Annotated in this window: 12 protein-coding genes and 1 pseudogene; 11 read left to right on the top strand and 2 right to left on the bottom strand. The window is 70.3% G+C overall.

All coding sequences use genetic code 11. The features are described from left to right. The first annotated feature begins 392 nt into the window (after window positions 1-392). Window positions 393-1,817 carry an aminotransferase-like domain-containing protein gene (locus BSE24067_RS05195; RefSeq protein WP_174904703.1) on the top strand — a complete coding sequence of 475 codons (1,425 nt, stop codon included), beginning with the start codon at window positions 393-395 and terminating at the stop codon, window positions 1,815-1,817. A gap of 308 nt (window positions 1,818-2,125) precedes the next feature. Beyond that, on the top strand, window positions 2,126-3,661 hold the full coding sequence (locus tag BSE24067_RS05190; protein WP_151068590.1) for an FAD-dependent oxidoreductase: 1,536 nt from the start codon (window positions 2,126-2,128) through the stop codon (window positions 3,659-3,661). Between the two features lie 90 nt (window positions 3,662-3,751). Here BSE24067_RS05190 and BSE24067_RS32925 read toward each other — a convergent pair. Continuing rightward, window positions 3,752-3,970: pseudogene (locus tag BSE24067_RS32925) on the bottom strand (DUF6566 family protein). Between the two features lie 249 nt (window positions 3,971-4,219). Between BSE24067_RS32925 and BSE24067_RS05180 the strand changes: the two are divergent. After that, window positions 4,220-5,425: a zinc-dependent alcohol dehydrogenase gene (locus BSE24067_RS05180; RefSeq protein ID WP_151068591.1), complete on the top strand. Its 1,206-nt coding sequence runs from the start codon at window positions 4,220-4,222 to the stop codon at window positions 5,423-5,425. Between the two features lie 38 nt (window positions 5,426-5,463). Continuing rightward, a complete protein-coding gene (locus tag BSE24067_RS05175) occupies window positions 5,464-5,790 on the top strand; it encodes a four-helix bundle copper-binding protein (RefSeq protein WP_174904710.1) in 327 nt (108 codons plus the stop codon). Between the two features lie 17 nt (window positions 5,791-5,807). Here BSE24067_RS05175 and BSE24067_RS05170 read toward each other — a convergent pair whose 3' ends face one another. Beyond that, window positions 5,808-7,388, bottom strand: a complete 1,581-nt coding sequence (locus BSE24067_RS05170) for a hybrid sensor histidine kinase/response regulator (protein ID WP_151068593.1) — start codon at window positions 7,386-7,388, stop codon at window positions 5,808-5,810. A 294-nt stretch (window positions 7,389-7,682) separates the two neighbouring features. Between BSE24067_RS05170 and BSE24067_RS05165 the strand changes: the two genes are divergently transcribed. From BSE24067_RS05165 to BSE24067_RS05135, 7 genes are all read left to right on the top strand, one after another. Further along, on the top strand, window positions 7,683-8,048 hold the full coding sequence (locus BSE24067_RS05165) for a chemotaxis protein (protein ID WP_151068594.1): 366 nt from the start codon (window positions 7,683-7,685) through the stop codon (window positions 8,046-8,048). A gap of 331 nt (window positions 8,049-8,379) precedes the next feature. Continuing rightward, the gene (locus BSE24067_RS05160; RefSeq protein WP_151068595.1) at window positions 8,380-9,330 is read left to right on the top strand and encodes a BON domain-containing protein; all 951 of its coding nucleotides are present in this window, start codon (window positions 8,380-8,382) and stop codon (window positions 9,328-9,330) included. 50 nt (window positions 9,331-9,380) lie between these two features. Then, window positions 9,381-12,236: an ABC transporter transmembrane domain-containing protein gene (locus BSE24067_RS05155; RefSeq protein WP_174904702.1), complete on the top strand. Its 2,856-nt coding sequence runs from the start codon at window positions 9,381-9,383 to the stop codon at window positions 12,234-12,236. Continuing rightward, complete coding sequence (locus tag BSE24067_RS05150) at window positions 12,178-12,705, top strand: hypothetical protein (RefSeq protein ID WP_151068682.1); 528 nt, start codon at window positions 12,178-12,180, stop codon at window positions 12,703-12,705. Before BSE24067_RS05155 ends, BSE24067_RS05150 begins: the two co-directional genes overlap by 59 nt. Window positions 12,706-12,882: 177 nt before the next feature. Continuing rightward, window positions 12,883-13,632 carry an SDR family oxidoreductase gene (locus BSE24067_RS05145; RefSeq protein ID WP_151068683.1) on the top strand — a complete coding sequence of 250 codons (750 nt, stop codon included), beginning with the start codon at window positions 12,883-12,885 and terminating at the stop codon, window positions 13,630-13,632. Continuing rightward, window positions 13,623-14,234, top strand: a complete 612-nt coding sequence (locus tag BSE24067_RS05140) for a D-glycero-alpha-D-manno-heptose-1,7-bisphosphate 7-phosphatase (RefSeq protein ID WP_151068684.1) — start codon at window positions 13,623-13,625, stop codon at window positions 14,232-14,234. Before BSE24067_RS05145 ends, BSE24067_RS05140 begins: the two co-directional genes overlap by 10 nt. Then, the coding region (locus BSE24067_RS05135) for a glycosyltransferase family 9 protein (protein ID WP_367647127.1) at window positions 14,231-14,876 on the top strand (646 nt) is incomplete at its 3' end. The genes BSE24067_RS05140 and BSE24067_RS05135, both read left to right, overlap by 4 nt.

Raw genomic sequence — 14,876 nt, 5'->3', positions numbered from 1 at the left:
ATGACGATCGGCGTGTGCGCGAATCGAACCTTCCGCGCCCGAGCGCGATCCGGACGCGCCGCAGCGCCGCGATCGCGCGGCGCGCGGGCGGCGCCGTGCGCGCGTGCAGGTTCATGACTGGCGGGCATCGCGCCGTCTTCCCATCTGTTCACCACACGCGCGCGATTTGACGTTCGCTCGCCAAACTGTCACTTACATTCGCCGAATTGCCGCAGTAGGATGCCGATCCTTGTCACGATGGATTTCGCATTGCTATCCGCCTTCAATTTCGGTAATGGACGCGTTCCGTTCAGGGACGCCCGCGGCCGCGCACCGGTATCCGGTTCCGCGCGCCGGTGCGGCACGTGGACCCGCGCGTCGCAGGCCGGTGTACCGTTGCCGGGGCGAGGCGGATGAAGCTCTACGAGAAGTTCGCGAACGACATAGAAAGACTCATCCGGCAACGCGTGTATCGACATGGCGATCGTGTTCCGTCGGTGCGGCAGGCGAGCCAGCAGCACCGGATCAGCATCACGACCGTGCTGCACGCGTATCTGCTGCTCGAAAGCCGCGGGCTGCTGGAAAGCCGGCCGCAGTCGGGCTACTTCGTGAACCTGCGGCACGACGATAACCACGCGCCGGTGCGCGAGTTGCGGCCGTCGAAGCCGATCGCGATCTCGTCGTCGGTCGACATGAGCCGGCTCGTGCTGTCGACGCTGCGCTCGATCGGCGCGGACGACGCGGTGCCGCTCGGTTCGCCATATCCGGACCCGAGCCTGTTCCCGTTCGAAAAGCTGAACCGCTACGCGTATGCCGCCGGCCGCAACAAGTCGCTGTGGGGCGTGACGGACGGGCTGCCGCCCGGCCATCCGCGGCTGATTCGTCAGATCGCGCGGCGCTACCTGGAGAACGGGATGTCGGTGGATCCGAACGAGATCATCGTGACGGTGGGCGCGACCGAGGCGATCAACCTGTGCCTGCAGGCGGTTGCGAAGCCGGGCGACACGATCGCGGTGGAGTCGCCGACGTTCTACGCGATGCTGCACGCGATCGAGCGGATGGGGATGAAGGCGATCGAAGTGGCCACGCACCCGGAATACGGGATCGACATCGCGGCGCTGGCCGCGATCGCGAAGTCGCAGCCGATCGCCGCGTGCAGGGTGATGCCGAACTTCCAGAACCCGCTCGGCTTCCAGATGCCGGACGAGCGCAAGCGTGAACTGGTCGAATTCGCGACGCGGGTCGACATGCCGATCATCGAAAACGGTGTGTATAACGAACTGTATTTCGGCGATTCGCACCCGAGCACGCTGAAGTCCCATGACCGCAACGGGATCGTGCTGCACTGCGCGTCGTTCTCGAAGAGCCTGACGGCCGCCTACCGGATCGGCTGGGCGTTGCCGGGCCGCTATCGCGAACAGGTCGAGAAGCTGAAGTTCCTGAATACGCTGGCGACGCCGTCGCTGCCGCAGCTCGCGATCGCCGAGTTTCTCGAACGCGACGGCTACGAGCATCATCTGCGGCGGATTCGCAAGGCGTACGCGCAGCAGGCGAACCTGATGCGCGCGATGGTGTCGCGGTTCTTCCCGGAGGGCACGCGCATCTCGAGCCCGGCGGGCGGTTACGTGCTGTGGGTCGAGTTGCCGGCGACGGTCGATGCGATGCGCCTGTATCAGCTCGCGCTGGAGCAGGGGATCACGATCGGGCCCGGCTACATGTTCTCGATCACCGACACCTATCGCAATTTCATCCGGCTGAACTACAGCAGCCCGTGGTCTCAGGAGATCGAGCGCGCGATCGTCGCTGTGGGCAAGCTCGCGGCGGCCTGCATGCGTTGATGGCGCGGGCCGCGCGGCATGTGAAGCGGCGTGACGCGCGATAGCGTCCGCGCCGGCGTCGCGGCGTTCCCCGGTGACGGACGGATGACGACGAAATGAAGGCCGATCGCGGCACGCGGTTTGCTTGCGCCGCTGGCCCAGCGTACGCGCATTCGCCGTGTTGCGCCGCAACGTCGACGATGCCAGCACCGGCCGCAGCTCGCGTACCAGCACCAGCCGCGTTTGCGTGCGCTGCGGCGGCGTCTGTACCTGTTCTTTTCGGGAACGACGCCGATAATGGGATCGTCACTTCAGCCGGGAGCCACGCCATGTCCTCGAGCAGCCACTCGTCCTCACGTCCCGATCTCGCGCACGGCATCGCGCTCGACGACATTGCCGACGGCGCAATGATCGAGGGCCAGGTCGGCGACGCCGCGGTGCTGCTGGTGCGCCGCGCCGACGAACTGTTCGCCGTCGGCGCGCAGTGCCCGCACTACGGCGCGCCGCTCGCCAACGGGTTGCTGGTCGGCGACACGATTCGCTGTCCGTGGCATCACGCGGCGTTCTGCCTGCGCACCGGCGCTCTGCTGCGGGCTCCGGCGCTCGACGGGCTGACGTGCTGGCGCGTCGAGCGCCGCGACGGCCGCGTGGTCGTGCTCGATGCGCGGCCTGCGGCAGCGCCGCCGGCGCCGCAAGCGGCCGGGCTGCCGGAGTCGGTGGTGATCGTCGGCGGCGGGGCTGCAGCGATCGCCGCCGCCGTGACGCTGCGGCAGGAAGGCTATCCGAACCCGATCACGCTGCTGAGCGCGGACAGCGAACCGCCGTACGACCGGCCGAACCTGTCGAAGGACTATCTGGCCGGCACGGCCGAAGCCGACTGGTTGCCGCTGCGTGGCGAGTCGTTCTATACCGACCGACGCATCGACGTGCGCCGCGGCACGCGCGTCGCGCGCATCGATCCCGCGCAGCATGCGGTCGAACTCGCGGACGGCAGCCGCATCGGCTACGGCAAGCTGCTGCTCGCGACCGGCGCGGAGCCGAACCGGCTGACCGTGCCGGGCGCTGATTTGCCGCACGTGTGCGTGCTGCGCTCGCGCGCCGATTGCGATGCGCTGATCGGCAAGCTGAAGACGGCACGGCGCTGCGTCGTGGTCGGCGCGAGCTTCATCGGCCTCGAAGCGGCCGCCGCACTGCGCACGCGCGGGCTCGACGTGACGGTGGTCGCGCCCGATACGCATCCGATGGCGCGCGTGCTCGGCGACGCGCTCGGCGACACGATCCGTGCGCTGCACGAGTCGCACGGCGTGACGTTCCGCCTCGGCGCGACGCTCGCGCAGATCGCGCCGGACCACGTGACGCTGGCGAGCGGCGACGTGCTGCCGGCCGACGTGGTGGTCGTCGGCATTGGTGTGCATCCGAACGTCGCGCTGGCCGAGCAAGCGGGTCTCGCCGTCGATCGCGGCGTGACGGTCGACCGTTTCCTGCAGACGAGCGCACCGGACGTGTACGCGGCCGGCGACATCGCACGCTGGCCCGATCCGTTGACCGGCGAGCGCATCCGCGTCGAGCACTGGGTCGTCGCGCAGCGGCAGGGTATCGCCGCCGCGCACAACATGCTCGGCCAGCAGCGGCCGTTCGACGCGGTGCCGTTCTTCTGGACCCAGCACTACGACGTGACCGTGCGTTACGTCGGACATGCGGAGCACTGGGATCGCATCGACGTCGACGGCGATCTGAGCGCCCATCAAGGTTCCGTGACGTACTGGCGCGGCAACGCACGGCTCGCGGTCGCGACGATCGGCCGCGATCTCGACTGCCTGCGGGCCGAAGAGGCGCTGGAGCAGCAGCGCGCGGCGCAAGCGTGAGCGCGCGTTGCGTTGCGCGGGCGGCGTACGCGGTCGAGCACTGCGCCGCACGTCATACAGCGCACATCGCTGCGCGGTGCAAGCGCGCCGTCAGCGATCGCGCGTGCGAATCATCACGCGGCCCTGATCGATGCCGCCGCGCAGCGCTTCGTCACAGGTGAGCCATTCGGGCGTAACGAGTGCCGGCGCCGGCAGATCGACGGGCTCGCCGTCGCGGAAAATCCGCACTTGCGCGACTCATGCACCATGCGCATTGCGCGTCGCTTCGACGCGGATCTCGTGGTCCATGTACGTATCGCTTGCTTGCATCGATCAGGGCCCTCCATTGCAGCGGAACGTTGCCGCGGCGGCACTTTCGTCTTCACGTACACGAGCGCATCGTCGCGCGTGCCGCCGACGCGGTGCGTCGATCGTGGCAGCATCGATGGGCCCGCGCGGCCGGTGTGCCGGCTGACACGACGGCGACGCCCCCTCGCACCGCACCGACAGGCGCGCGCCTTGCTCGAACTGCGCGACGGTCATTTGCACCGTTTCCGCTTTCGACAAGGAGGGCCTGACATGAAAGCAGTCGTATTTCACGGCATCGGCGACATTCGCATCGATACGGTACCCGACCCGCAAGTTTCGCAACCGACCGACGCGGTCGTGCGGCTGACGGCCAGCGCGATCTGCGGCACCGACCTGCACATGGTGCGCGGCACGCTCGGCGGGATGAAGCCGGGCACGATCCTCGGCCACGAGGGTGTGGGCATCGTCGAGGCGGTCGGCCGAGACGTGCGCAACCTCAAGCGCGGCGATCGCGTGCTGATTCCATCGACGATCGCATGCGGCAGCTGTGTGTACTGCCGCGCCGGCTACACCGCGCAATGCGACGTCGCGAATCCCGGCGGCCCGCGCGCGGGCACCGCGTTCTTCGGCGGTCCCGCCGATACGGGCCCGTTCGACGGGCTGCAGGCCGAATACGCGCGCACGCCGCTCGCGAACGCGAGCCTGATCCGGCTGCCCGACACGATCGACGACGACCGCGCGATCCTGATGTCGGACATCTTTCCGACCGGCTATTTCGGCGCACAGCTCGCGGAAGTGAAACCGGGCGATACGGTCGCCGTGTTCGGCGCCGGGCCCGTCGGCCAGTTCGCGATCGCGAGCGCGAAGCTGATGGGCGCGGGGCGCGTGATCGCGATCGACCGCATCGCGTCGCGGCTCGAGATGGCATGCGCGCAAGGCGCCGAGACCATCGATTTCTCCGAGGAAGACCCGGTCGACACGGTGCTGCGGCTCACCGGCGGGATCGGCGTCGATCGCGCGATCGATGCGGTAGGCGTCGATGCGATGCGCGCGACGCACGGGCCGGCCGCGGCCGATCAGGACGCCGCGCGCGCGTTCGATGCGGAGGTCGACGCGGTGGCGCCGCGCCGCAAGCCCGACGGCCGCAACTGGGTGCCGGGCGACGGGCCGTCGCAGGTGCTGCAGTGGGCGGTGCGCGCGGTCGCGAAGGCGGGCACGGTCTCGGTGATCGGCGTGTATCCGCCGCAGGCGCGCGTGTTCCCGATCGGCGAGGCGATGAACCGCAACCTGACGATCAAGATGGGCAACTGCAATCACCGCACCATCACCCCGCATCTGATCGAACTGGTGCGCAGCGGCGCGTTCGATCCGGCGTCGGTGCTCACGCGCCGCGAGCCGCTGACCAACGCGATCGATGCGTACCGCGCGTTCGACGTGCGCGAGCCCGGCTGGATGAAGGTGAAGCTGACGCCGTGACGATGCGAACCCCGACGAGGAGCAATGCGATGAGCCAGATGAACGAACGCTACGACAACTGCATGGCCGCGTGCGACGCGTGCGCGCATGCGTGCGATGCATGCACGGCCGGATGTCTCGCGGAACCCGATCCGCAAAAGCTGACCGACTGCATCGCGCTCGACATCGAGTGCGCGCAGCTGTGCCGCTTCGCGTCCGGTGCGATGGCGCGCCGCAGCGTGCTCGCGCCGCAGGTCTGTGCGCTGTGCGCGTATGCGTGCGACCGGTGCGCGGCGGAGTGCCTGCTGCATACGCACGAGCACTGCCGTCGCTGCGCGCTGGCGTGCGAATCGTGCGCGGCGATGTGCAGGGCGATGGCCGAATGAACGGTGACGGCGCGCGGCTACCGCGTGCCGTGAACCTTGCGTGCGACGCGCTGCAACAGCGCGTCGAGCACCGCCATCTCGACCGGCTTCACGAGGTGATCGTCGAAGCCCGCGCTCGCGGTGCGTGCTCGATCGGACGGGCGCGCGTGGCCCGATAGCGCGACGCACGTCATCCCGGCGAGCGTGTCGATCGAGCGCAGCTCGTGCAGCAGCGCGAAGCCGTCGATATCGGGCATCGACAGGTCGATCAGCATCAGATCCGGAACGGTTTCGCGCGCGACGGCGAGCGCTTCGTCGGCGTCGTATGCGACGCGCGCCGCATGTCCCTTCACCTGCAGCAGCACGGCCAGCGTGTCGGCCGAATCGCGATTGTCGTCGACGACGACCACGCGCAGCGGCGCGGGCGCCGCGTGCTCGGGCGGCCGCGGTGCGGGCGCTTCCACGCGCGCGTTCGGGTCGACCGGCAGCCGCACGGTGAACGTCGAACCCTGGCCGGGCCCGTCGCTTTCGGCGGAGATCATCCCGCCGTGCAGTTCGACGAACGACCGGCAGATCGCGAGGCCGAGCCCGAAGCCGTCCGACGCGCGCCGGCCCGAGGTGTTTTCCTGCTCGAACAGATCGAAGATTTTCTCGAGCGACCCGGCCGCGATCCCGACACCCTGATCCTTCACGCGAATCGCGACGCCGGAAGCATCGACGCTCGCGCTGACGTCGATGCGCGCGCCATGCGGCGAGAATTTCGATGCGTTGTCGAGCAGGTTGTGCAGCACCTGAACGAGCCGCGCGGCGTCGCCGCGCACGACGACCGGATCGGCCGGCAGGGCGACGTGGATGTGCTGCTCGCGCGCGGCCAGCTTCGGCTGGATGCTCTCCACGCCGCGGCACACGAGGTCGCGCACGGTCACGGGCGCGTTGTCGAGCTGGATCTTGCCGGCCGTGATGCGGCCGACGTCGAGCAGATCGTCGACGAGCCGCGTCAGCTGCGCGACCTGGCGATGCACGGCGTCGCGGCATTGCGCGAGCGCCGGCGCCGGATCGGGCAGGCTTTGCAGCACGCCGACCGAGTGACGCAGCGGCGCGAGATGATTGCGCAATTCGTGCGCGAGCATCGCGATGAACACGCTGAGCCGGTGCGTCGACGCCTCTAGCTCCGCGAGCCGCTTGCGCTCCGTCATGTCGCGCGTGATCTTGATGAAGCCGGCCAGCTGGCCCGCCGCGTCGCGCACGGCCGTGATCGTGACGCTCGCCCAGAACAGCGTGCCGTCCTTGCGCACGCGCCAGCCTTCGTCCTCGAAGTGGCCGCGCGCGACCGCTTCCTGAAGGCCGAACGCGGGGCGGCCCGCGGCGATCGCGTCAGGCGGATAGAAGCGCGAAAAGTGATGACCGAGGATCTCGGCGGGGCGGTAGCCCTTGATGCGTTCCGCACCGCGGTTCCACGTGGCGACGTTGCCGTGCGGGTCGAGCATGAACACCGCGTAGTCGGTGATCGCGCCGACGACCGTCTCGAAGCGGAATTCGGCGAAGCGGTGCAGCAGATCCCGAGCATCGGTTGGCTCGAGCGGCGGGTGCGAATCGGTAATGGCGTCGTCTTTTGTCATCGGAACGGCAAGTCGAAGGGTGGCGGACAAACCCGCCCTGCCACCCTTTGGCGGGGCCGGCGGCGGCAATTCAAACCGGATTGATTCCCGCAACAGCATACGGGAACCCAATTCACCTGATCAATGGGTGCGCATTGCCCGTGCCGCGCCGCGCGTGCGACCGGATCGGTTTCGTGCGTGTCCGGCGCACGCGACGGCGCGGCACGCCGATTGCGTCGTACGCCGACCCCCAGGCCGCGGCGTGCCGCGCGGAATGCCGGCCCGCAGCGGCCCGACGCTACACGAGGAACCGACATGAACAGCACACTGAACCCCGACAACGAACCGGCCGGCCCGGACGACGACAACGCGCAGCGCGGCCGCGACGGCCGCGCGCTCGGATCGAGCGACTCGTCAGACAGCGGCAGCGACACGGCGGGCGCGCGGCGTCATTCGTTCGACGTCGACTCGCCGCTCGACGAGCATGCGCTGGAGCGCGGCGATGCGTCGCTCGACAGCGATACGGACCGCGCGGGCACCGGCGAGCGTGCGTCCGCGGACGGCGATGCGGGGCTGGAGGAAGGCGCCGACATCGAGCCGGACCGCACCGAGCGGCTGAGCGATCCGGGCAGCACGGAAGATCCCGACGCGCCGCAGCAGCCCGGCACCGACCGCGCATAGCGAGCGGGAACCGCTGTGCCGAGGCCTGCGCAAAAACTGCAATCGCGTTGCAGATAGGGACGAGGTCGGGCCGACGAGGCCCGACTACCGGCGTTGCGCATGCGGCAGCCGGGCCGGTGGGCCGACGCGGCAGCGTGACGAAGCGCGCGCAACGGTGCACGAGGGTGCGGAACCGCACCGATCGACGTGCGCGATCCGTACGCTGCCCGGTTTCCTGACGGGCGCACCGGCCGCGCACGCGGCACGCGATTTGCAACGATCTGACGAACGCGCGCCGCGTCGCGACACGGGGCCGTGCGCGGCACAGGCGCGATCAAGGAGGGACACGACGATGCAACGACGATATCCCGGGCGGCAGGGTGAACGCGGCGGGCCGCCGGACTGGCAGGAACGCGGCGCACGCGCATACCGCGGTGCCGGTGAGCGTGACTTCCGCGGCGGGGAAGCGCAACGGCATGACGCCGACTATGAGTCGGCGTATCGGCGCTTCGCGAGCGAGGACGTCGGCCCGGAAGACTGGGGCAGCGAATGGAGCGAGCGCTCGGCGCGCTCGGCGGCCGAGCAGCGTGGACGCGGCGCGGCAGACTGGCGTGACGTGCCGACCGGTGCGCGCGATGCAGGCTGGGAGGCCGAGCGCGGCTACGGGAACCGCGGCGGCGATGTCGCGCGCGAAAGCGGCGAGGGCCGCTATGGCGGGGAACGCCGCTACGGCGGCGAGCGGCCGGGGTTGCGCGGCCATCACCGGATGGGCTGGTACGGCGGCGAGCGCGACTACGATCCGCGCGGTCCTCGCGTTGCGGACGCGCCCGACCTGTCGCGTTTCGGCGGCGATGCGCCGCGCGACGTGATGCGCCGGCCGCGCGGCCCGAAAGGCTATACGCGCTCGGACGAGCGGATTCGCGAGGACGTGTGCGAGCGGCTCGCGCGTGCGCTCGACATCGACGTGAGCGACGTCACCGTGCAGGTGCGCGACGGCCGCGTCGAACTCGACGGCACGGTGCCGTCGCGCTGGATGAAGCACGACATCGAGGACATCGCCGACGACTGCATGTGCGTGCGCGACGTCGAGAACCGCGTGCGCGTGCGCCGCGACGGCGAGCACGACACCGGCATGGTGCTGCATCCGTCGCAACGCACCGTCACCCCGACGCAGCCGGCCGTGCGCGAGCCGGAACCGGGCAGCGGGACCGGGACCGGGACCGGGGCCGGGGCCGGGGCCGGCGGCGGCACCAGCGGCGGCACTTCGACCGAAAGCGGCTCCGGCCGCGAACCGCGCCATTGACGGCCGATGCGCGGGACGATCCGACCACCCGGGAACCAGCCATCGCGCGCATGACGACCGGCACTGACGACCCGACGCGCGGCGAGCGCGACGACCGCGACGATCGCGAGGCTCGCGGCGACCGCGCCCGTCACGCCGCTGGCGCCGCTCGCGCCGCGCCGCGCGACGATCCGAAGCGCGGCCTGCGCCGGCGCATCGCGGGCGAGTTGTGGCGCGCGATCTGGCGTTACCGCGCGCGCGTGCTCGCGGCGATCGCACTGTTGATACTCGCGAAAGCGGCGGCCGTGTCGGTGCCGCTGCTGCTGAAGGACATCGTCGACGGGCTCGGGCGCGCGGCAGGCCAGCCGATCGCGCTGCCGGTGCTGCTGCTGTTCGCGTATGCGGTCGTGCGCTTCGCGGCGAATGCGCTGAACGAAGTGCGCGACATGACGTTCGTGCAGGTCACGCAGCGCACGGTCGCCACGTTTACGGTCCGTACGTTCGGCCACCTGCACCGGCTCGGCGCGCGCTTCCACTCGCAGCGGGAGACGGGCGCGGTCGTGCGCGACCTCGAGAAGGGCACGGCCGGCATCGGCTACCTGCTCGGCGTCGCCGTGTTCACGATCGTGCCGACCGCGATCGAGATCGGCTCCGTGCTGATGATCATGATCGGCAAGTACGGCGGCGGCTTCACCGCGATCATCCTGATCACGTTCGCCGTCTATGCGGCGTATACGGTGGTCTTCACGCGCCGGCGCATGCGCTACCAGCGCCGCGTGAACGCGCTCGAGGCCGAATCGAACTCGCGCGTGGTCGACAGCCTGCTGAACGTCGACACGGTGAAGTACTTCGCGCGCGAGGACGTCGAGCGCGACCGGCTCGATCGCGTGCTCGACGAATGGCGCGACGCGGGCGTCGACAACCAGTACGCGCTGTCGACGCTGCACATCGGGCAGAGCGCGTGCATCGGCGCGGGGATCGCGGCGGTGATGCTGCTCGCCGGCCAGTATGTCGCGCGCGGCACGATGACGGTCGGCGATCTCGTGCTGATCAACGCATACATCATCCAGATCAGCTTGCCGCTGAACGCGCTCGGCTTCGTGTTCCGCGAGGCGAACGACGCGATGACGAACGTCGAGCGGCTGTTCGCGCTGCTCGATGCGCGCGGCAAGCCCGGCGAGGACGGCGACGCGCCCGGTGCGCAGCCGCTCGTGGTGCGCGGCGGCGCGATCGAATTCGAGCACGTCGACTTCGGCTACGAGCCGAGCCGCCAGATCCTGTGGGACGTGTCGTTCCGCATCGAGCCCGGGCAGTCGGTCGCCGTGGTCGGCGGCAGCGGTTCGGGGAAGTCGACGCTCGCGCGGCTGCTGTTCCGGCTGTACCAGCCCGATGCGGGCACGATCCGGATCGATGGCCAGGACCTGCGCCTCGTGACCGAGCGCAGCCTGCGCGAAGCGCTCGGCATCGTGCCGCAGGACACGATCCTGTTCAACGACACGCTTGCGTACAACATCGCATATGGCAGGCGCGACGCGACGCGCGCCGACGTGGTCGCGGCCGCGCGCGGCGCGCAGCTCGACGCGTTCATCGAACGGCTGCCCGACGCATACGACACACGCGTCGGCGAGCGCGGCGTGCGGCTGTCGGGCGGCGAGCGGCAACGGGTCGCGATCGCGCGGGCGCTGCTGAAGGCGCCGCCCATCGTCGTGTTCGACGAGGCGACGTCGGCGCTCGATACGCGCTCGGAGCGCGCGATCCAGCAGGAACTGATGCGCGTCGCGCAGCACCGCACGAGCCTCATCATCGCGCACCGGCTGTCGACGATCGTCGATGCCGACCGGATCCTCGTGATGGAGTACGGCCGGCTCGTCGAGCAAGGCACGCACGACGAGTTGCTCGCGAGCAACGGCGTGTATGCGCAGATGTGGGCGTTGCAGGCGAAGCAGCGCGAGCTCGAGCGCACCGAGGCGAAGTTCGCGCGGCAGCCGGTGCGGATCAACCCGCTGGTCGCGCAGGTGCTCGACTCGCTCGCGGAAGCGGCCGCGGCGCGCGGCGTGCCGGTGTTCCGTCAGCTGTCGGACGAAGACCTCGTCGTCAAGGCCGACCCGGCCGCGCTGCGGCGTTTCATCTGGGAGCTGTGCCGCGGCGGGATCGACGTGAGCGGCGGCGGGCAGGTCGAAGTGCGCACCGCGCGCCACGATCCCGACGCGCGGATCACGATCACGTGTGCGGGCGTCGAGGCGCCCGAGCTGTCCCTGGTCGATCTCGAACTGCTGCAGCGCGCGATCGAGGAAGCGGGCGGCTACATCCTGCGCGAACGCGACGACGTCGGCGTGACGTTGCACCTGTCGCTGCCGGTGTGCGCGGTGGCGCCCGCATCGATGCAACTGCCGGGCGCCGGCGCGCCAGGCTCTGACGCCGGTGCGACGTCCGCCGACGCGAAGCCGCCGCTCGACGGCTTGCGCATCGCATGCGTCGACGATCACGACGAAGCGCGCGAAGCGCTGACCGCGCTGCTGAAGGTCGCGGGCGCCGACGTGCAGGCGTTCGCGTCCGGACAGGCGCTGCTCGACGACCTGTGGCGCAGGCGCCGCGTCGACTGGCCGACGCTGCTCGTCTGCGACATCGATCTCGGCGACGACGAGGAAGACGGCTACGCGGTGATGCGCCGCGTGCGCCAGCTCGACGCCGACCGCCCGCGCGACGGCCGCGCGCCGCTCGAGGCGCTGGCGTTGTCCGGCCATGCGCGCGACCGCGATCGCACGCGCGCGGTCGAAGCGGGTTTCCATGCTTACCTGACCAAGCCCGCGGTAGCGGCCGACCTCATCGCGGCGCTGCGTGCGCTCGCTTTTTCCTCCGGAGAGATCCATGCCGAACCTTCTGAACCCGACGACCCCCGAAGCCGTGACCGAGCGCCGCGGCGGTAGCGCGTTCGCCGACCGCCAGGCCGCGGTCGCGGCCGTCGAACTGCTGCTGCCGACGTTGTCGGCTGCGTTGCAGAGCGACTTCGTCGGCGACAGCGGCTGCCTGCACATCGTGATCATGGATCCGGCGCTCGGGCCGCGCGATGCGGCTTTCGAGGACGCGATCCTGTACGAGTTCTCGCTGCCGGACCCGAAGGACTGGGACGCCGACTATCGCGCGTACGCACGCGCGAAGGCGCGGCTGTCGTGGGAGACCGGCCGCGACGGCCACGTCGTGCAAGCGCTGGAACCGTACCGGCTGCGTGCGGGCGACACGAACCTGTGGGGCGCCGTCGCGCAGCACGGGATCGTGGTCGGCGTATCGGGCGCGCAGCCGTGGTTCGACGAAGCGTTCGCCGGCTGCATCGCGCACTGCCTGCGCGCGCTCGCGAAGCACCGCGCGCAGGCGACGCCGGACAGCCTCGCGATCTGAGCGCGGGCGAGCGGGCACGTTTTTACAGCCGGTTATAAAAAAGCCAGCCGGCGCGCGCCGCAGCGCGATACGGCGCGGGCTTCCGCCGAGTGGCACGCTTTTCGCTGTACCCCTGTAGGACGCTTGTCACGACAAGTGTCATCGCCACGATTCTTCGGACGCTAACAGGAGGTGCATGTGAACGCGACTCACGATCCCGCCCGACCACCGCTCGCCGGCCGTACCGCACTCGTCACGGGCGGCGGCCGCGGCCTCGGCGAGGCCATCTGCGAGGAACTGGCGCAACACGGCGCGCACGTGATCGTCGCCGATCTCGACGGCGATCGCGCGGCGGCCGTCGCGCAGCGGCTCGAGCGGCATGGCGGCCAGGCGGTCGGACGGCCGCTCGACGTGCGCGACGAGACGTCGGTGCTGCAGGTCGTGCACGACGCGCGCGAGGCGCTCGGCGATCTCGACATCGTCGTCAACAACGCGGCGATCGACGTGACCGCACCGATCGACGACGTCAGCGTTGCCGCGTGGCAGCAGGTGATGATGACCAACCTGTTCGGCCCGTACCTGATGTGCCACGCGGCCGTGCCGATGATGAAGGCGCGCGGCAGCGGGCACATCGTGAACATCGCGTCGACGGCGGCCAAGCGCGCGTGGCCGAATGCGTCCGCGTATCACGCGACGAAATGGGGGCTGCTCGGCCTGTCGCATGCGCTGCACGCGGAACTGCGGCCGGCCGGCGTGAGCGTGTCGGCGATCGTCGCCGGCGGGATGCGCACGCCGTTCCTGCTCGACCGCTTCCCCGACATCGACGAGGACACGCTGCAGCCGCCCGAGCACGTCGCGGCCGCCGTGCGCTTCGTGCTCACGCAGCCGCCGGGCACGGTCGTGCCGGAGGTGATGGTGCTGCCGATGAAGGAGACGTCATGGCCGTGAGACGCGAACGACGGCTGCCCGGCGCGGTGCTGCTCGACAAGGACGGCACGCTGGTCGAGAACGTGCCGTACAACGTCGACCCCGGGCAGATCCGGCTCGCGCCGGGCGCCGCGCGCGCACTGCGCACGCTCGGCGCGACGGGCATGCCGATCGCGGTCGTGTCGAATCAGCCGGGCGTCGCGCTCGGCTACTTTACCGAACCCCAGCTTGGCGCGGTCCGCCAGCGTCTTGCCGAACTGTTCGAAGCAAACGGCGCGACGCTGGCGGATTTTTTTTACTGCCCGCATCACCCGGCGGGCAGCGTGCCGCGCTACACCTGCGACTGCGTGTGCCGCAAGCCGCGCCCCGGCATGCTGCGCCGCGCGATCGCCGCGCTCGACGCCGCTCCCGAATGGAGCTGGATGATCGGCGACATTCTCGATGACGTCGAGGCCGGTCGCGCCGCGCGCTGCAGCACGATCCTCGTCGACTGCGGCAACGAGACCGAATGGCGAATCGATGCGGCGCGCACGCCGCATCACGTGGTCGACCGCCTCGATGCCGCAGCGGACATCGTCGCGCGCGAGGCCGCGCGCCGCCACGGCCTGTGGGGGCGGCGATGAGTGCCGCGTGGGAGCGTGCGCGACGCATCCTGTGCGTGCGGCTCGACAGCCTCGGCGACGTGCTGATGACGACGCCCGCGCTGCGTGCGCTGAAGGAGAGCGGCCACGGCCGCCGGCTCACGCTGCTGACGTCGCGCACCGGCGCCGCGCTGGCGAACCATCTGCCGATGGTCGACGACGTGTGGACCTACGATGCGCCGTGGGTCAAGCACCCCGATGCGCGCGGCGATCCGGTCGCGGATCTCGACATGATCGACCGGCTGCTCGCCGGCCGCTTCGACGCGGCCGTGATCTTCACCGTGTACAGCCAGAGTCCGCTGCCGGCCGCGATGATGTGCTGGCTCGCGGGCATTCCGCTGCGGCTCGCGCATTGCCGCGAGAATCCGTATGAACTGTTGACCGACCGCGTGCCCGAAACCGAGCCGGAGTCGCACGTGCGCCACGAAGTCGCGCGCCAGCTTGCGCTGGTGCGCACGATCGGCGCGAAGACGTCCGACTGGCGGATGGCGTTCGAGCCCGGCGATCCCGCGCGGCGCGCGCTGCACGCACGCTTGCGCGCCGCGTTGCAGCGCATCGGCGGCGCGCGCCGGCCGGGCCCCGGGCACGGGCGCTGGCTCGTCGTGCATCCGGGCGCGAGCGCGG

It is taken from the genome of Burkholderia latens (genome assembly GCF_902499045.1).
Taxonomy (GTDB): domain Bacteria; phylum Pseudomonadota; class Gammaproteobacteria; order Burkholderiales; family Burkholderiaceae; genus Burkholderia; species Burkholderia latens.
The sequence above is the reverse complement of the archived record's forward strand: the minus strand, read 5'-3'. Positions and strand labels throughout refer to the sequence as shown.